The sequence below is a fragment of the Mesorhizobium sp. P2_B5 genome (assembly GCF_056404775.1).
The window spans coordinates 1-19,335 of record NZ_JBFUDJ010000011.1; the positions used below are offsets into that span (position 1 = coordinate 1).

The following is a 19,335-nucleotide window of genomic DNA, read 5'->3' on the forward strand; positions in this document are numbered from 1 at the left end:
CATCCCCGCTATCGCGGCCTGGCCAAGGCGGCAGGACAGGTCCTCATCGCGGCCATGGCCTTCAACATGCGCCGCTGGGTAACGCTGGCCACCTGAGCCTGGGTCGCACTGCGCCCGAAACCCACCGAATACGCCAACTCCTACCCTATCCGGCCGCAAACCCGCGCCGGAAAGCACCTCGATGCGCCCCTGCCGTCTCTCCAGGCATCCAAAGCCCGATAACGCAACAGGCCCACAAGGGGAGAAGGAAAGACCTTGAGATTAAGCCGCTTCGATATTCACCGTGCGGCTGAGGCGGCGGACTTCCTCGTCGTTGAGCAGGCCGCCGGCGCGCAGCAGGCTGGCGAAACGGCCGTTACGCAGCGACAGTTCGGCGAAGCCGCCCATCTCGACCACCTTGCCCTTGTCCATGAACACGACAAGATCGGCGTCGCGAACGGTGGTCAGGCGGTGGGCGATGATGAAGGTGGTGCGGTTGCGCCTCAATTCGTCGATCGCTTCCTTGACGCGGTCCTCGGTCTCGACGTCGAGCGCGCTGGTCGCCTCGTCGAGCACCAGGATCGGTGCGTCCTTCAGCACGGCGCGGGCAATCGCGATACGCTGACGCTCGCCGCCCGAAAGCTGGCCGCCACGCTCGCCGACGACGGTGTCGTAGCCGGCGCTCTTGGCCAGGATGAAGTCCTGCGCCGCGGCAGCATGGGCTGCGGCATGCACTTCGTCATAGGTCGCCTCGGCGCGGCCAACGCGGATGTTGTCCTCGATCGAACGGTTGAGCAGGCCGGCATCCTGGAAGACGGTGGCGATCGAGTGGCGCAGCGACTTGCGGGTCACCGTGCGGGTGTCGATGCCGTCGATCAGGATACGGCCGTGGGACGGCGAGAAAACGCGCTGCAACAGATTGATCAGCGTCGTCTTGCCGGCGCCGGTCGGGCCGACGATGGCAACGGTCTGGCCAGCCTGGACCTCGAACGAGACGTCATCGATGCCCTGCCCCGAATTGCCGAACTCGAAGCCGACATTCTCGAAGCGGATATGGCCGGTGACATTGGTGAGATCGCGGAGGCCATCCGGCTCGGCGGCGTCGGCGGCAGAGTCCTCGAGATGGTAGAAGTCCTCGAGCTTGGCGCGGGCTTCCGAAATCTGGTTGGCGAAAGCCGACATCTGGTCGAGACGAGCGATCAGCAGCGTGGCAAAGCCGGTGAAGGCGATGACGTCGCCGATCTTGAGCTGGCCATGGGTGACGAGATAAGCGCCGATCAGCAGCACGACCATCATCGAAATGGTCGACGACAGGCGATGCAGCGCATTGGCCATCGCCCACCAGTCGAGCACGGGGTTCTGCGCATCGAGCAGGTTCTTGACGTAGCGGCGCAGCGTATCGGCCTCATGGCCGAGACGGTTGTAGCTCTGCAGCACGGCGACGTTGCTGACCGAGTCGGTCACATGCGCAAACACCTTGTGATAGTGGCGCTCGACGGCGGCCTGGCCTGCCTTGGTGCGCTTCATCACCAGGCGGCCGATACCTACATAGAGAACGCCAAGGCCCATCAGCACCATGGACATGCGCAGATCCATGCTGATCGCGGTGGGGATCAGCAGAGCAAGCGCAACGGCCGTCGACAGATGCTGGCGCATGAATTCAAGCCACAGGCTGAACAACGTCTCGACAGCGCGCAGCAGCGTGTGCAGCGCGTTGGAGGTGCCGCGCTGATGGTGCCAGGCAAGCGGCATGGTGATCACGCGCTCGAACGACTGGCACAGCACCTCGCTGCGGCGCTTGTGGGCAAAACGGTCAGCGCCACGCGCCACCAGCACGAAGGCAATGATGTTGAAGGCGCCGAGGCCGGCCCAGAGAGCCAGCGTCGAAAACACCGAACCCTTATCGGAGATGGCGTCGATCACCCGACCGAACATGATCGGCTCGAGGATGGCGATGATGGCAAGCGCGACATTCGCACCGCAGATCAACGCAACGCGTTTCCTGTCGGCTGCGAGATAACCCAGCGCTCTCCAGTAGATTTGCAGAAGTGACACTTCAGCTACTCCGCCCAAACATTCATTGTGCACTGCACCATTTCTTGACACGTATCGGTTAACGGGTCGCAAAACAATGCCCGTCTACCTCTTCCGTTCCCATTCTGCGAACAAAAGATGACGACGCTGCGAAATCTGCCGTGATCACCTAACGGTTTGAGATAAAAGGTGAAATGTCAGTCTTGCGGCAAAATCGTGGCACGTGCCCAAGGCTGCCACATTTTTAATCACCCACGCCCGGCAGCGCCAATACATAAGAAGCAGGGCTGCCTTGCGCCATGCGCATGACCAAATAGAAACGCGCGCCCTGAAAGGCGCGCGCAAATTAGTTCAAGCCTTTGATTTTACGCGGGTATCTTGACGACCACCTCGGTCTTGTCACCGGCTTTCGGCTCAAAGCCGGAAGACTTTGTCTTGGTTCCATTGACTTCGAGCGAGATGGTCTTGGCCTTTTTGTCGCGGATGACGCGAACTTGGACCTCGGCCCCCAGCATCTTGAGCGTTGCCGAGTAACCGTCCCAGTGGCTGGGCAGTTTGGGCCGGAACGTGATCTGCTTGCCGCGCCGCTCGATGCCCAGAATGCCTTCGACGGCGGCACGGTAGAGCCATCCGGCTGAGCCCGTGTACCAGGTCCAGCCACCCCGACCGCCCTTGCCTTCACCCGAATAGATGTCGGCGGCGACGACGTAGGGCTCGACCCGGTAGTGCTCGGCCGACGCATCGTCGAGCGCATGGTTGACCGGGTTCAGCATCGAGAAGCAGCGATAGGCATCGTCGGTGCGGCCCATTTCGGCGAGCGCGATGACGAACCAGGTCGCTGCATGGGTGTACTGGCCGCCGTTCTCGCGCACGCCAGGCGGGTAGCTCTTGATGTAGCCGGGGTCCTTTTGCGTGTTCTGGAAGGCCGGGGTGAACAGCTTGACGATCTTGAGCTTGTCGTCGACCAGCAAGTTCGTCGCCTGCTGCATCGCCGTGGTCGAGCGCGCCGGGTCGCCCTCGCCGGAGAGCACGCTCCACGACTGCGCGATCGAGTCGATCTTGCACTCGTCCGAATTGTGCGAGCCGAGCGGCGTGCCGTCATCGTAGCTGCCGCGCCGGTACCATTGGCCGTCCCAGGCGGTGCTTTCCAGTGCTCGCTTCAGCACGTCGGCGTGTTTTGTCCAGGCCTGCGCCCGCTTGGTGTCGCTTTGCCCCTTGGCGACAGCGGCAAAGTCGCCAAGCGTCTTCAGCAGGAACCAGCCAAGCCATACGCTCTCGCCTTTGCCTTGCTCGCCGACGCGGTTCATTCCGTCGTTCCAGTCGCCGCCGAGGATCAGCGGCAGCCCGGCCGGACTGCTGCGCTTGACGGCAAGGTCGAGCGCCCGCGCGCAATGCTCGTAGAGCGAGGCATGCGTCTTGGAGATCTCGGGGGTGAAGAAAGCATCATGCTCGCCCTCGCCCAGAACCTGCCCGTCGATGAAGGGCAGCTGCTCCTTGAGTATCCCCGTATCGCCAGTCACCTCGATATACCTGTTGGTGGCGTGCGCCAGCCAGACCACGTCGTCCGAGATCAGGGTGCGCACGCCGGCGTCGGTGCGCGGCAGCCACCAATGCTGGACGTCGCCTTCGGGGAACTGCCGGCGCGCCGCGTTGAGGATCTGGTCGCGCGCCAGCTTCGGATCATGCGCCAGCAGGGCCAGAGTGTCCTGCAGCTGGTCGCGGAAGCCGAAGGCGCCGCTCGCCTGGTAGAAGGCCGAGCGGGCGCGGATGCGGCAGGCCAGGCTCTGATACGGCAGCCAGTGGTTGACCATGACGTCGAGCGCCTTGTCCGGCGTCTCGACCTGGATGGTGTCGAGGAAGCCGCGCCAGACGCGTTCATTGTCGGCAAGCCGCTGGTCAAAATCCTTGCCCGAATGGGTCTGCACCAGCGCGCTCGCTTCGGCCGGATTGGCGGCATCGCCGAGCAGCCAGACGAGCGTGACGTCGCCGCCGGCGGGGATGTCGACGTCGCTGGCGACAGCCGCGCAAGGATCATCGCCTGCCTCGACGCGGCCCGACAGGCCGGCGCCGCTGACCACGGCGTGCGGGAAGGCGCTGGTGCCCTGTCTGCCGATGAACTCGCCGCGATCGGCTGTCACCGAATGCACCGGCCCGGCAGCGGCCAGGAAGGCCACCCGGTCGCCGAAATCGAGCCCGTAGGGGTTTTGCGCCAGAAGTGCGCCGGTCGCCGAATCCCTCGACGGGATGATGGTGGCCGCCGTGCTCGAACGATGGCTGCCGAGAACCCATTCGACATAGGCATAGACGCGCAGCCGCGCCGGTGCCGAGCCCGAGTTCTGGATGCGCAGCCGCGTGATCTTCACCGGATCGGTGGGATCGACCACATGCGTCAGATCCATCGACAGCGGGCCGCGCTTCGACCGGAAGGTCGAAAAGCCCTGGCCGTGCCATGTCTCGTAAGTCATCGAGGGATCGCGCACTACAGCGGCAAGCGGCGAGAACGACTTGCCGCTTGCATAGTCGTAGATGTAGACGCCCTCGCCCGGTCGGTTGGTGACCGGATCGTTCGACCACGGCGTCAGCTGGTAGTCGCGGCTGTTGCGGCTCCAGGTGAAGGCGGCCCCCTCAGCCGAGACATGGAAGCCGAACGAGGCGTTGGAGACGACGTTGATCCACGGCTGCGGCGTCGTGCGCCGGCCGGCAAGGCGGGTGACGTAGTGGCGGCCATCGCCTTCGAAACCGCCGAAGCCGTTCCATTGGCTGAGGCCGCTGCCGTCGGCACTGGCGTCAGACGCAGCATGGTATGCAGGCGCCACCGGCACTGGCAGAGCCGTTTCGCGAAGGGTCGCAGCACCCGCCGGCTGCAAGGCATCGCGGGCCTGCAAGGCTGCCGCCTCGGCGCGCTCGATCTGGTCGAAGATGGTGCCATTGCGGGTGTGCAGCACGACGCGGGCGACGGCCAGCAACGTCTTGTAGGTCGCTTCGTCCATCAGGTCGCGGCGCACCGCGAAGATATGCTGGCGCGGCCCGAGCTCCTTGCCGCGCAAGCGGCTGTTTTCGCACAGCGTCTCGACCGCGCGCTGCAGGTCCTGCACATAGGACGAGGCCTGCTCATTGACGACGACGAAGTCGATCATCATGCCGCGGGCGCGCATATACTCCTGGAAGCGCAGCGCCTGGGCGACGATTTCAAGGTCGGCGACGTCGCCGATGCGGACCAGGAAGATCGGGAAATCGCCGGAGATGCTGGTCGGCCACAGGCTGGACTGCTTGCCCAGCCCCGAAGCAATGGATTCGGCCGGCAGGCGCAGGAACGGATCGGGATAGATCAGATAGCGTGCCAGCTTCTGCACATTGGCGGCGTCGGTCAGGCTGAGGCCAAGGTGGCGGGTCTGCACCTGCGAACGCGTCCAGGCGAGCATCGCCTGGCGAGCGAAGCTTTCGGGATGGTCGAGCCTGGCGATGGCTTCGTCGAGTTCGGCGCGGTTGGCACCAACGGCGGTCCAGAAGGTCAGCGAGATCTTCTTGTTGGCCGGCACCCGCACCTGGCGGCGCAGCGCCGCGACCGGATCGAGCGTGAAGCCATGATGGCCGCCAAGTTTGGCGCCCGGATCGAAAGCGGCAGCCTCGGCGATGGTGCGGCCACGGCCGATAAAGGCGCGGCGGTCGGTCTCGGCCTCGGCATCGCGTGCCGATCCCGACGGATCGGTGACGAAATGCACCATGGTGAGGTCGGGCTCGTTCTTGTCGCGCTTGCGCCTGGTGGCGAAGATGGCGCCGTTGTTGGCAGCGATCTCGGTCTCGATGAACATTTTCGAGAATGCCGGATGGGCGTTGTCCGAAGCTTCGTTGCCGAGCACCAGTTCGGCAAAGGAGGTCACCTCGATATGCCGGTCGGTAGCGCCGTCATTGTAAAGGGTGACGCGCCGTCCTTCGCCATTGCCTTCCGAGATGACGATGCACTCGACCTCCGAACGCAACGAGCCGACCGTTTTGACGAAGCTCGCCTTGTCGTCGGAAAACAGCGTCTGCACTCTCTCTCCGGTCGCCTGCCTCGGCTCGGCGGTGGCCGACCACCAGTCGCCGGTGCCGGCATCCCTAAGGAAGATGTAGGAACCGAGCCGGTCTTCGGTCGGATCGGGCTGCCAGCGGGTGACGGCGAGTTCGCCCCAGCGGCTGTAGCCGGAGCCGGTTGCCGAGACCATGACGGAGTAACGGCCGTTGGACATGACGCTGGTGGCGCGCAGCGCCTTCAGCGGATCGAGGATAATGCGCGAGTCCGGGCTTTCGACCTCGGTCTCGTCCTTCGAGCGTTCGTCGGCTTCGGTCCTGACGGTGGCGGTCGGGATGTCCCGCGGCGCCCTCTCCTGCAGCAGGAGTTCGGCAGACTCGATCACCGGATCGCTGTGGAAGCGGTCACGCAGCCGGCCTTCGAAGATGGCGTCGGCAACGGCGGCGATCGACATGCCGGAATGGTGGGCCATGTAGTTCAGCACGACGGCGTGGTCGGTGCCTTCCGGCACGCGCTGCGGCGTGAAATCGACGGCGTCATAATAGCCGTGCCGGCCCATCGCGCCGATAGAGCGCAGCCTGGCGAGATTCTGGACGGATTCGCGCGGTGTGAACTGCGCTGCAAGGATCGTGGCGTAGGGCGCGATCACCGTGTTCTGACCAAGGCCGCGCTTGAGGCCAAGTCCGGGCACGCCGAAATTGGTGTACTGGTAGGTCAGTTCGCGGTCGCGGGCGTTGTAGGCCGCTTCCGAAATGCCCCACGGCACGTTCTTCGAGCGCGCATACTGGATCTGGCGCTTGATGATCAGCTTGCTGGTCTGGTTGAGGATCGAGCCCTGCGGCTCCTTCATCACCAGCGGCGGCATCAGATACTCGAACATCGAGCCCGACCAGGACATCAGCGCGCCCTGGAAGCCTATTTCGACAATCGGTCGTCCGAGCCGGAACCAGTGCTCGGTCGGCAGATCGCCCTTGGCGATGGCAAACAGGCTGGTCAGCCGCGCCTCGGACGCCAGCAGGTCGTAGCAGCTTTCGTCGAGCTGGTGTTCCTCGACCCGGTAGCCGATCGAGAGCAGTTTTCTTTCCTGCCGCATCAGGAAGGAGAAATCCATCTCGAAGGCATAGCGGCGGCAGCGCTCGCGCAGCGCCAAGAGCTTGGCGCGCAAGGCCTCGACGGCGTTCTCGTCGCTGTGCGAGTCATGCACATGCGCCTCGCAGGTCGCTTCCAGCCGCGCCGCCCAGTCGGCGATGACGTCGCTGCGCTGCGACCCAGCCTCAGTGTGGATGGCGGTGGCGAGCTTGCGGATCTCGCCGGCCAGCACGGCCAGATTGATGGTCCGGATCGAAGCCATCTCCGGCTGCGCCTTGATGGTCATGACGGCGCGCCGCATGCCGTCGAGGCGGTCGGCCAGTCGCTGGCGCAGCGGCCTGAGCTGACGGCGGTCATCGGGCAGGTCCTCGAGGCTCTCGTCGAGGATGGTCACCGTGTCGAGGACGCCTTCAAAATCGCCCTGCAGGTGGACGGACGGAGCTTCCGCCCACTCGGCGCAAGCAGCCGCCACCGCCACCAGATGCCCCGCGAGATTGCCGCTGTCGACCGCCGAGATGTAGAGCGGATAAAGCGGCTTCAGAGTCGTGGTGTCGTACCAGTTGAAGAGGTGACCGCGGTTGCGCGGCATGCTCTCGATGGTCGTCATCGTCGCGTCGATGCGGGTAATGGCATCGGACAGCGCAATCCAGCCGAAATCGCGTGCCGACACCACCGACAGGAGATAGACGCCGATATTGGTCGGTGACGTGCGCGGCGCCACCACCGGCGCCGGGCTTTCCTGGAAATTGTCGGGCGGCAGGTTGTGGTGCTCGGCGGTGACGAAGGTTTCGAAATAGTGCCAGGTGCGGCGCGCCACGGTGCGCAGCGCATGGATATCGGCCTGCGATATGCGCAGACGGTCCTCGGTCTCGGCCGAGCGGCTGATCCAGCAGGCAACGGCCGGCGAGCCGATCCAGAACAGAGCGAAGAAGAAGGCGACAAAGGCGCCGGTGGAATCGGCCAGCACGGGGATAGCGAGACCGACGACGCCGATAATCACGGCGCCATACATCATGCTGTAATAGGAGCCGAGGTCGTTGTCGCCGCCCTTGTGCGCCTGCGACGCCGTGCGCCATTCCAAAAGGTTCTGGCGGCTGACGAACAGGCGGTAGAGCGTGCGCACGATGGCGTCGCCCATCATCCAGGCATTGTGCGCCATCAAAAGCACTTTCAGCGCCACCAGCGCCGTGCCGAAGACGGTGTCGCGCGCCAGCGCCGAGAAATGGCCGCGCGGCGTCTGGTCCCCGCTCTTGGGCAAGATGGCGTTGATGACATCGAAAGTCGGCGCCATGAACAGCGAGAGGATGAGCAGCGCCTGCCATTGCGCGGCCTGCGTGAAGGGCAGCAGCGTCCAGCCGGCGATCGCCGCCATCACCCAGAAGATCGGGGTCAGCGAACGGCGCAGATTGTCGATCATCTTCCAGCGCGACAGCGCCGGCACCCCGGAACGCGGGCTGAAGATGAAGCGCAGCAACTGCCAGTCGCCACGCGCCCAGCGGTGATGACGCGAGGCGTCGACCGAATAGCGGGTCGGATAGTCCTCGACCAGTTCGACGTCGGTGACGAGCGCCGCGCGCGCCAGCGCACCTTCGAGCAGGTCGTGGCTGAGGATAGTGTTTTCCTCGATGCGTCCCTTCAGCGCCGCCTCGAAGGCGTCGACGTGATAGAGACCCTTGCCGGTGAAGGAGCCGTCGCTGAAGACGTCCTGGTAGAGATCCGACACTGCAAAGACGTAAGGGTCGAGACCGCTGTTGGACGAAAAAACGCGCTGGAAGAAAGAGGCGTCGTCGCCGCTGGTGAGCGATGCCGTGATGCGCGGCTGGAGGATGGTGTAGCCGGCGGTGACGACACGCTTTGCCGCGTCGAAATGCGGTCGGTTGAGCGGATGGGCGAGCTTGCCGACCAGAGACGACACGGCGTCGCGCGTGGTGCGCGTGTCGGCGTCCAGCGTCATGACGTAGACGACCTTTTCCGGCAGCGGCACGTCGAGCGGCAGGAAGGTCGTGTCGCTGTCGCCGCGCAAGAGAAGGTTCAGCTCGTGCAGCTTGCCGCGCTTGCGCTCCCAGCCCATCCAGGCGCCCTGCGCCTGGTTGTAGAGCCGGCGGCGATGCAGGATATAAAAACGCGGCGCGCCCTCGGAGGGGTAGCGGGCATTGAGCCTGGCGATCTCGTCGCGCGCATATTGCAGGATCTCGATGTCGGCGGCATCGATCTCGGTCTTGGAATCCGGCCAATCGGATAGCAGCGCGAAATGGATTTCGTCCGCGGTATTGGCGAGGTGATGCACCTCGATGTTGCGGATGTTTTCCTCGACATCGTCGCGCGAGCCGATCAGCGACGGAACAACGACCAGCGTGCGTGAGGCGGCCGGGATGCCGTGCTTGTAGTCATAACCAACCAGCCGCGTCGGCTTCAGGAACAGCGAAACGACAGTGTTGAAAAAGGCGAGCGCACCTTCGCTGGCCGGCACAGCAAACAGCGCCAGCATCAACGTGATCGAGGGAACCGAGAGCCCCAGATGGGCAAGCGCATTGCCTGAGACAACCAGCAGCAGCACCGTCAGCAGGAAGACGGGCACCACGATGCCCAGCCAGCCGGTGCTGGTGAAGGCGCGCTTGACAGTCACATAGAAAGGCGGCCGGTAGCCGATCGCCTTTTCCAGATCCGGCCGGCGCGGGCCGACCAGAAAGAAGCCGACATCGGTATGCATGGTCGGATCGGCTGATGCATCCGGCACGCCGGAGGCATCGGTGACGCCGGGGACATGGCCGGCAAGCTCGATCGCCTTTTCGGCGACGCGGAATTCGGAGAGATCCGAGCGGCGCGCCAGTTGCTCGATCGACGTGCGGTACTGGTCACGCGAAAAGAAATCGAGCGCGGCGAAATCGGTGCGCTCGCGCAGCAGCGTGTCGATGCGGCTGACGCCTTCGAACCAGACCGTCCAGTCGACGTCGTTGATAAGCCGCAGGCCGCGGATGATGTTGCCGGTGGTGACATTGCCGCTGGACAGCGTGCGATGCTCGGAAATGATGATTTCCTCGGCGTCGGAGCCGGTCTTCTCGAGCTCGACCTCCAGCCATTCCAGCGCCCTGCCGGCATTTTGCGAGCCGTCGCGCAGGCGGTAGAGCAACTGCGTGGCAAAGGTGGTGTCCTGGGCATGGGCGCCATAGCTCGACAGGATCTTCTGCCGGTCGGCATTGTCGTCGGTCGCCAGAACCCGGTCGGCGACCTCGTTGGCGATGTGGCGCATCTGCCTGGTGCGGTCGACGCGCACGGCGATGCGGCGCAGGTTTTCGATCAGCACGAAGCGCAGCAGCGACGGCAGCGCCCAGAGTTCGCCGATCTTCAGCGGCTCGACCGACTGAAAACCTTCGACGATGGCCTTGAACATGGTCGCCGAGACCGAACTGTCGGAATGGGCGACATAGCTCCAGGCCAAGGCCAGCGCGCGCGGCACGGCCTCGCCATCGGACAGTTTCAGGGTCGGCAACTGCCGGTAGAAACGGCGCGGCAGGTCGCGCTTGACCTGAAAGATGGTCTCCTCGACCAGATAATTGTTGTCGAGCAGCCATTGTGCGGCAGGCGTAATGGTTTCGCCCTTGGCCTGGGCGGCATTGGTCGAGCGGTAGACTTCGAGGATTTTCTTGGCACTGTCGCGGATGCGGGCCTGGAAATCGAACGGCGTCAGGCCGAACAGGTCCTTGACGTCGCCCTTGGCGAGGCTGTCGCCCAGCGCGCGCAGACGCTCTTCTGGCAGGAAATTGGAGCGTATCGGCTCTTCGGTGATGGCCGGGAAGCTGGCGCTGGTCTTTTCGATCTGGGCAGGATTTGTCTGGATATTCATTGAAAATTCCGCATGGGGGACGCGATGCGGCGTCACCGCCACGGCAATGTCCCTAAAACCGATTCAAATGCAATTGGTTGCATGATTACACTGGCCGAAAGTTTTGCTTCGCACCGCGCCAGGGGCGTTATCCCTTCGACATTTCAAGGAGGGGCTTTCGACAACTCAAGGACGAGCACCCCTGCCCTCCCGTCCGCCTTGGAACGACGGAAGGATTCAGGCTTTTTCGTGATCCAGGCAACAGCTTACGCCAGATTTCTCCGGCGTGCGATCATGTTTGGCAACAGGCGTTAATCGTTGCTGGCGGTGCAGCTAGCCCAGGCTGGCGATCCGGATCACGAACAGGGTCGTCGGCCGCACCGGTTCCACGTGCAACTGGGCGACGTCTGGGCCGATCATGAGCGTGTCACGAGGTCCAAGCCGGGACGGTGTCGGGTCGGTCACGCCGACCTCGCCGTCGAGGGGCAGGATAAGGGTCGTTGCGTTCGTCGGACGGATATCGGTCGGGGCTGAAACCATGAGGCGCTCGACCGTATGGGTCGCCCGCCCGCGGCGGGTCATAACATTGAGGTCGGTGATCGGGCCGGAGATCAGCGCAGCCGTGGTCGCCACATCGGCGGGGAAGGACAGCGGGGCGGAGGCTCCGGTCACCTCGGCAGGCGGCCGGCCGGCAATGTCAAGGATGATGCCCTCGCCTTCCAGCACGGCAAGCGTGCGGTCGACGCCGGCAAAGCCGGAGAACGGGCCGCCGCCTTCGACGCGCGCCATCGAGACGCGCCAGTCGAAGTCGTCAAGCCCGGCACCGTCAGGCACGACGGCGATTTCGGTCGTCGTGCCGCCGCCATTCTTCCACGGCATGACGCGGTAGTCGGCGGCACGAAGGATGCGCATCGTTCAGCCAATCAGCCGAGAATGCCGGGCAGATTGAGCTGGTGCTCCTTCGCGCAGGCAATGGCGATGTCATAGCCGGCATCGGCGTGGCGCATGACGCCGGTCGCCGGGTCGTTCCACAGCACGCGCTCCAGGCGCCTTGCGGCGTCCGGTGTGCCGTCGGCGACGATGACCATGCCGGAATGCTGCGAAAAGCCCATGCCGACGCCGCCGCCATGGTGCAGCGATACCCAGGTGGCGCCCGACGCGGTGTTGAGCAGGGCGTTGAGCAGCGGCCAGTCGGACACGGCGTCGGAGCCGTCCTTCATCGCTTCCGTCTCGCGGTTCGGCGAAGCGACCGAGCCGGAATCGAGGTGGTCGCGTCCAATGACGACGGGCGCCTTGAGTTCGCCCTTGGCGACCATCTCGTTGAAGGCGAGGCCGAGGCGGTGGCGGTCGCCAAGGCCGACCCAGCAGATGCGCGCCGGCAGGCCCTGGAACGAGATGCGCTCGCGCGCCATGTCCAGCCAGTTGTGCAGATGGGTGTTGCCGGGGGTGAGCTCGCGCACCTTGGCATCGGTCTTGTAGATATCCTCGGGATCGCCAGACAGTGCCGCCCAGCGGAACGGGCCGATGCCCCGGCAGAACAGCGGCCTGATGTAGGCCGGCACGAAGCCCGGGAACGCAAAGGCGTTTTCGAAACCCTCGTCCTTGGCGACCTGGCGGATGTTGTTGCCGTAGTCCAGCGTCGGCACGCCGGCGTTCCAGAAGGCGACCATCGCCTCGACATGCTCGCGCATCGACGCGCGCGCCGCCTTCTCGACAGCCTTGGGGTCGCTGACGCGCTTCTCGCGCCATTCAGCCATCGTCCAGCCCTTGGGCAGATAGCCGTTGATGGGGTCATGCGCCGAGGTCTGGTCGGTGACCATGTCGGGGCGAATGCCGCGCTTGAACATTTCCGGCACGATCTCGGCAGCGTTGCCGAGCAGGCCGACGGATTTCGCTTCGCCGGCCTTGGTCCAGCGCTCGATCATTTCCATCGCTTCGTCCAGCGTCTCGGCCTTCTCGTCGACATAGCGAGTGCGCAAGCGGAAATCGATCGAGTCCGGATTGCATTCGATAGCGAGGCAACAGGCGCCGGCCATGACGGCGGCAAGCGGCTGGGCGCCGCCCATGCCGCCGAGGCCGCCGGTCAGGATCCACTTCCCTTTGAGGTTGCCGTTGTAGTGCTGTCGGCCGGCTTCTACGAAGGTCTCGTAAGTTCCCTGCACAATGCCTTGCGTGCCGATATAGATCCAGGAGCCGGCCGTCATCTGGCCGTACATCATCAGGCCCTTCTTATCGAGCTCGTTGAATTTATCCCAGGTCGCCCAGTGCGGCACGATGTTGGAGTTGGCGATGAGCACGCGCGGCGCGTCGGTGTGCGTCCGGAAGACGCCGACCGGCTTGCCCGACTGCACCAGCAGCGTCTCGTCCTCATTGAGTGTCTTCAGCGACGCGACGATGCTGTCGAAATCGTTCCAGGTGCGCGCGGCCCGGCCGATACCGCCATAAACGACCAGCTCGTTGGGGTTTTCGGCGACGTCCGGATCGAGATTGTTCATCAGCATGCGCAGCGGCGCTTCGGTCGTCCAGTATTTGGCGTTGAGCTTGTCGCCGCGCGGCGCACGCACTTCGCGGATGTTGTGGCGAGGATTATTCATCATTGTCCCTTTCGAGTAAGGCGGCGGCTCAGCGCCCGGCCCAGTCAATGGCGGTTTGGAGGATTTTCGTCAGCGTGGCGCGCATCGGTGCGGCGAACTCGGCATCATAGGGCACCGGCCAATTGTCCGGTTCACCCTTGCCCGCGGGCTCGCGCAAATAGCCGCGATCGGCAAGTTCCATCTGCAACGCATGGTAGCCGCCTTGCGGGTTGCCGAAATAGCGCGTGATCCAGCCGCCCTTGAAACGGCCGTTGATGACATTGCTTTCACCGCTTTCGGCCATGATCTGGCCGACTAGCGCCTGCAGCGTCGGGTCGGCGGTCTGGCCGTCATTGGTGCCGAGGTTGAACACCGGCAGCGTGCCATAGAACAGGCGCGGCAGCACCGATCGGATCGAGTGGCAATCGTAGATGACGATTTTTTCGTGCAGGCCGCGCAGCCTGACGGCCTGGGCCGCCAGCATTTCATGGTAGGGCACGAAATAGGATATGCGGCGCTGGTCTATCTCCGACGGCGTCGGTTCCGCGCCGGGCAAATAGAGTGGATCGCCGTCGAAGGTCTCGGTGGGGCAAAGCGTGGTCGTCGTCTGCCCGGGATAGAGCGAGGCGCCGGAGGGATCGCGGTTGACGTCGATGACGGTGCGCGAGATCGACGTATGCACAACCGTCGCACCGAGGCCGGCGGCAAAATCATAGAGATTGTCGATCCACCAGTCGCAATCGCGGCGGCCGAGCCAGGGCGAGACCAGCCGGTTGTCGATGCCGGCGAGATCGATGCCGGTGTGCGGGATCGACACCAGAAGAGGTGCGGTGCCTTCCGTGACTGTCAGCCAGTCGGTCATGTCAGGCTCCCGAGATCGAAGGCAGTGTTACCGCGCCGGCAGCCTTGATGGTGGCGCCGCTGCGCACCATGGCGATGGCCTTTTCCATGTCCGGGTGGAAATGCCGATCCGTGTCGAGATGCGGCACCTCGGAGCGGACCAGCTTGCGCACGGCTTCAAGGGCCGCGCTCGACGCCAGCGGCGCATGAAAATCACAGCCTTGCGCGGCGGCCAAAAGTTCGATGCCGATGACGGCCGTGGCATTCTCCACCATGCCGATCAGCCGGCGGGCGCCGTGCGCCGCCATCGAGACATGGTCTTCCTGGTTGGCCGAGGTCGGGATGGAATCGACGCTGGCCGGATAGGCCTTCTGCTTGTTCTCGGAAACCAGCGCCGCCGCCGTCACCTGCGGGATCATGAAGCCGGAGTTCAGGCCGGGCTTCGGCGTCAGGAATGCCGGCATGCCGGACAGCGCGGGGTCAACCAGCATGGCGATACGGCGTTCCGACAGCGAGCCGATCTCGCAGACGGCGAGCGCGATCATGTCGGCGGCGAAAGCCACCGGCTCGGCGTGGAAATTGCCGCCGGAGAGCGCCGTATCGTCCTCGGCGAAGATCAGCGGATTGTCGGTGACGCCATTGGCTTCGGTGCCGAGCGTATCGGCGGCCTGACGCAGCACGCTGAGGGCTGCACCCATCACCTGCGGCTGGCAGCGCAGGCAGTACGGGTCCTGCACGCGCTCGTCGCCAACGCGGTGCGATTCACGGATGGAGCTGCCGGCCATCAGATTGCGCAGCGCCGCAGCCGTCTCGATCTGGCCGGGGTGCCTTCTCAGGAGATGGATGCGCGGATCGAAGGGTGCGTCCGAACCCTTGGCGGCGTCGGTCGACAGCGCACCGGCGACCAGCGCCGACTGGTAAAGCACCTCGGCCTCGAACAAAGCGGCCAACGCATAGGCGGTCGAGAATTGAGTGCCGTTGAGCAGTGCAAGACCCTCCTTGGCGCCGAGCGTCACCGGCTCCAGGCCGTGCGAGACGAAAGCAACCTTGGCCGGAAAGCGGCCATGCGGAGTAAAGCATTCGCCGACGCCGATCATCACCGCCGTCATGTGCGACAGCGGCGCAAGGTCGCCGGAGGCGCCGACCGAGCCTTGCGCCGGAACGACGGGGATGACGTCGTTGGCTAGCATTGCTTCCAGCAATTCGATGGTTTGCGGCCGAACGCCGGAAGCGCCCTGCGCCAGGCTGGCGAGTTTTAGCGCCATCATCAGCCGGACCACCGCGACCGGCATCGGCTCGCCGACGCCGGCGGCATGCGACAGAACGATGTTGCGCTGCAGGGTTTCGAGGTCGGCGGCCGGAATACGGACGCTGGCCAGTTTGCCGAAGCCGGTGTTGATGCCATAGACCGGCTCACCCTTGGCGACGATGCGAGCGACTGCCTCGGCGCTGGCCTTAATCTTCGGGCGACAGGCAGCGTCGAGCTTCGGCACGGCGCCACGGTAGATCGCGCGCCAGTCGGCCAGCGCCGCATTGCCGGGCTTCAGGTTGAGTTCGGTCATTGTCCTCTCCAGATGCGGGCATGAAGCGGGTTGAACCCCATGCGGTAGACGAGTTCGGCCGGGCGCTCGATGTTCCAGATCGCCAGATCGGCGGATTTGCCTGCCTCGAGCGTGCCGGTCTGGCCGAGCAGTCCGAGCGCGCGGGCGGCCTCGCGGGTGGTGCCGGCCAGGCATTCCTCGACGGTCAGGCCGAACAATGTCGCGGCCATGTTCATGGTCAAGAGCAGCGAGGTCAGCGGCGAGGTGCCGGGATTGTTGTCGGTGGCGACGGCCATCTTGACGCCGTGCTGGCGAAACAGGCCGATCGGCGGCTTCTTGGTTTCGCGAATGAAATAGTAGGCGCCGGGCAGGATCGTCGCCACGGTGCCGGCCTTGGCCATCGCCGCAGCACCGGCGTCGTCTGTATATTCGAGATGGTCGGCCGACAGCGCGCCATAGCGGGCGGCGAGTTCGGCGCCGTGAAGGTTGGACAGTTGGTCGGCATGGAGTTTGACCGGCAGGCCGAGTGCTGCGGCCTTGTCGAAGACGCGGGCGATCTGCTCCGGCGAAAAGGCGATGCCTTCGCAGAAACCGTCGACGGCGTCCGCCAGGCCTTCGGCGGCGATGGCCGGCAGAATCGTGTTGGCGACCAGATCGACAAACGCGTCCTTGTCGCCCTTGGCTTCCGGCGGCAACGCATGCGCGCCGAGGAAGGTGGTGCGAACCGTCACCGGCCGCTCCTTGTCGAGACGCCGGGCCGCGCGCAGCGACTTCTGTTCATTTTCGAGATCGAGCCCGTAGCCCGACTTTACCTCCACCGTCGTGACGCCCTCTGCCATCAGCGCATCGAGGCGCGGCAGCGTCTGCGTAACGAGCTCGTCTTCGCTGGCAGCGCGCAAGGATTTGACCGAGGAGACGATGCCGCCGCCGGCTCTCGCCACCTCTTCATAGGTCGCGCCGGCCAGCCGCATCTCGAACTCGTTGGCGCGGTTGCCGGCATGGACGAGATGGGTGTGGCAATCGATCAGGCCGGGGGTGATCCAGCGGCCTTCGCAGTCGGTGGTCTCGCTGCCCTGAGCCAGGGCTGACGGCATGTCTGCTTCCGGCCCGGCATAGACGATGACGCCGTCGCGGGCTGCGATCGCGCCCTTCTCGACGATACCCAGTCCGGCTTCGGCCATGGTCGCCAGGCGCGCATTGCGCCAAAGGTGAAGGTCCCCTGCCCGGCTTTTGTTCTGTGCCGCCATCATCTTTTTCCGTTTGATTGGATGGCGATTATGTATATACATATTGGAACGCACTGCAAGTGCTATTGTCATCGGAAATTCGGATTCGGAGAAAAACGTGACAACGATCTTTGCGGAACAGGCGCTGCTGGCCGATGGCTGGCATGACAAGGTGCGGATCTCGCTGAGTGGCGGTCAGATCGCGAAGGTCGAGCCGGGTTCTTCGCCGCAGGCCGGCGACGAGCGGCACGCCATTGTAGTACCAGGCATGCCGAACCTGCACAGCCACGCCTTCCAGCGCGGCATGGCAGGGCTGGCTGAACTGCGCGGCCCCTCGGCCGACAGTTTCTGGAGCTGGCGCGAGGTCATGTACCGCTTCGCGCTGTCGATGACGCCGGATCAGGTCGAGGCGGTTGCCGCGCAGCTCTATGTCGAGATGCTGGAGGCCGGTTTTTCGCGCGTCGGCGAATTCCACTATCTGCATCACGACCGCGACGGAAAACCCTATGCCAACCTTGCCGAGATGGCCGAGCGCATTGCCGCCGCATCGGCTGAGACGGGCATAGGCCTGACGCTGTTGCCGGTGTTTTATGCGCATTCTTCGTTCGGCGGCGCCGCACCCAACGAAGGCCAGCGGCGATTCATCAACGATGTGAATCGCTTCGGTCGCTTGCTTGAGAAAAGCCGCGAATCCGTTCGCGCGTTGAATCAGGCTGTCGTCGGCGTTGCCCCGCACAGCCTGCGCGCCGCGACACCGGATGAACTCCTTGCAGTTGCGGCGATGGCGCCGGACGGGCCGACCCACATCCATGTCGCCGAGCAGGTGAAGGAGGTCGAGGACTGCCTGGCCTGGTCGGGCGCGCGGCCGGTCGAATGGCTGCTCGCCAATGCCGGGATCGACAAAAGCTGGTGCCTGATCCATGCCACCCATATGACCGAGACTGAGATCATCGGCATGGCGAAAAGCGGCGCCATTGCCGGCCTGTGCCCGATCACCGAGGCCAATCTCGGCGACGGCACTTTCGCCGCGTCGCTGTTCACCGAACATGGCGGCCGCTTCGGCGTCGGCTCCGATTCCAACGTGCTGATCGGCCTGCCGGACGAATTGCGCCAGCTCGAATATTCGCAGCGCCTGGCGCATCGCGCCCGCAATGTTCTGGCGGTGGCTGGCGGCTCGACCGGGCGCGCTTTGTTCGACGCAGCCCTCGACGGTGGCAGCGTGGCGCTGGGCGCCGGTCCGTCGCGGATCGCCGCCGGCGGTCCGGCCGATTTCGTCTCGCTCGACCAGAACCATCCCTCGCTTGCCGGCAAGAGCGGCGATGCCATTCTCGATGCCTGGATTTTTGCCAATGGCAGCAAGGTCGATTGCGTCTGGGTGCATGGTAAAAAGCAGGTCAGCGGCGGCCGGCATGCCAGGCGCGAGGCAATCGCCGAGCGTTTTCGCCAAGTGATGATGGCGCTTTTGGCATGAGCATGATCGAGACAACGGCGGTGGAAGGCGGCGGTTCGCTGCACCAGCGCATCCTGTCCGACATCAGCGAAAAGATTCTGTCCGGCGTTTGGGCGCCGGGCTTCCGCATCCCGTTCGAGCACGAACTGACGGCCGAATACAATTGTTCGCGCATGACGGTGAACAAGGCGCTGTCGCAACTGGCCAAGGCCGGGCTGATCGAGCGCCGCCGCCGTTCAGGCAGTTTTGTCCGCCAGCCGCAGTCGCAGGCGGCGGTGCTGGAAATCCATGACATAAGGATCGAGGTCGAGGCGCTCGGCCTGGCCTATCGCTACGAGCGCGTGACGCGGCAGAAAAGGCGCAGCAGCGCCGAGGATCGTGGCTTGCTGGAACTCGGCGCTGCCGGACACGTGCTGGCGCTCGAATGCCGGCATTTTGCCGGCAAGCGGCCATTCGCGCATGAGCAGCGGCTGATCAATCTCGCCGCCGTTGCGGGAGCCGGCGAGGAAGAGTTTCTCGACATCGCCCCCGGCCCCTGGCTGATCGGTCGCGTGCCATGGAGCGAGGCCGAGCACCGCATCCGCGCGGTGGCGGCGGACAGGCACATTGCCGAAGCCCTCGACATCGCAACCGGCGCGCCATGCCTGGTGGTCGAGCGCCGGACCTGGAGTGCCGAGCACCCGGTGACGCAGGTGAGGTTCACTTATGCGGCGGAGAGCCACACGCTGGTGGCGCGGTTCAGGCCTTCGCAGGGGTAGCGCTTTCTAC

General features: G+C 64.6%; 9 protein-coding genes. 2 read left to right on the top strand and 7 right to left on the bottom strand.

What is annotated here, in order from left to right:
• Positions 1 to 261: 261 nt before the first annotated feature.
• The 7 genes from AC1D1N_RS26250 to hutI form a co-directional block, all read right to left on the bottom strand.
• The gene (locus tag AC1D1N_RS26250) at positions 262 to 2,034 is read right to left on the bottom strand and encodes a glucan ABC transporter ATP-binding protein/ permease (protein ID WP_477351931.1); all 1,773 of its coding nucleotides are present in this window, start codon (positions 2,032 to 2,034) and stop codon (positions 262 to 264) included.
• 344 nt (positions 2,035 to 2,378) lie between these two features.
• A complete protein-coding gene (locus AC1D1N_RS26255) occupies positions 2,379 to 10,958 on the bottom strand; it encodes a glycoside hydrolase family 94 protein (RefSeq protein ID WP_477351933.1) in 8,580 nt (2,859 codons plus the stop codon).
• Between the two features lie 312 nt (positions 10,959 to 11,270).
• A complete protein-coding gene (locus AC1D1N_RS26260) occupies positions 11,271 to 11,849 on the bottom strand; it encodes a HutD/Ves family protein (RefSeq protein WP_477351935.1) in 579 nt (192 codons plus the stop codon).
• A gap of 11 nt (positions 11,850 to 11,860) precedes the next feature.
• Positions 11,861 to 13,531: a urocanate hydratase gene (gene hutU / locus AC1D1N_RS26265; protein WP_477352166.1), complete on the bottom strand. Its 1,671-nt coding sequence runs from the start codon at positions 13,529 to 13,531 to the stop codon at positions 11,861 to 11,863.
• A gap of 28 nt (positions 13,532 to 13,559) precedes the next feature.
• Positions 13,560 to 14,372: an N-formylglutamate deformylase gene (gene hutG, locus AC1D1N_RS26270; protein ID WP_477351937.1), complete on the bottom strand. Its 813-nt coding sequence runs from the start codon at positions 14,370 to 14,372 to the stop codon at positions 13,560 to 13,562.
• A gap of 1 nt (position 14,373) precedes the next feature.
• Positions 14,374 to 15,912, bottom strand: a complete 1,539-nt coding sequence (gene hutH, locus AC1D1N_RS26275) for a histidine ammonia-lyase (protein WP_436259538.1) — start codon at positions 15,910 to 15,912, stop codon at positions 14,374 to 14,376.
• Positions 15,909 to 17,138 carry an imidazolonepropionase gene (gene hutI / locus AC1D1N_RS26280; protein WP_477351939.1) on the bottom strand — a complete coding sequence of 410 codons (1,230 nt, stop codon included), beginning with the start codon at positions 17,136 to 17,138 and terminating at the stop codon, positions 15,909 to 15,911. Before hutI ends, hutH begins: the two co-directional genes overlap by 4 nt.
• A 97-nt stretch (positions 17,139 to 17,235) precedes the next feature.
• Here hutI and AC1D1N_RS26285 point away from each other — a divergent pair, with 97 nt between their 5' ends.
• Both AC1D1N_RS26285 and hutC read left to right on the top strand, forming a co-directional pair.
• Positions 17,236 to 18,588 carry a formimidoylglutamate deiminase gene (locus AC1D1N_RS26285; protein WP_477351941.1) on the top strand — a complete coding sequence of 451 codons (1,353 nt, stop codon included), beginning with the start codon at positions 17,236 to 17,238 and terminating at the stop codon, positions 18,586 to 18,588.
• The gene (gene hutC / locus AC1D1N_RS26290) at positions 18,585 to 19,325 is read left to right on the top strand and encodes a histidine utilization repressor (RefSeq protein ID WP_477351942.1); all 741 of its coding nucleotides are present in this window, start codon (positions 18,585 to 18,587) and stop codon (positions 19,323 to 19,325) included. Before AC1D1N_RS26285 ends, hutC begins: the two co-directional genes overlap by 4 nt.
• Positions 19,326 to 19,335 lie beyond the last annotated feature (10 nt).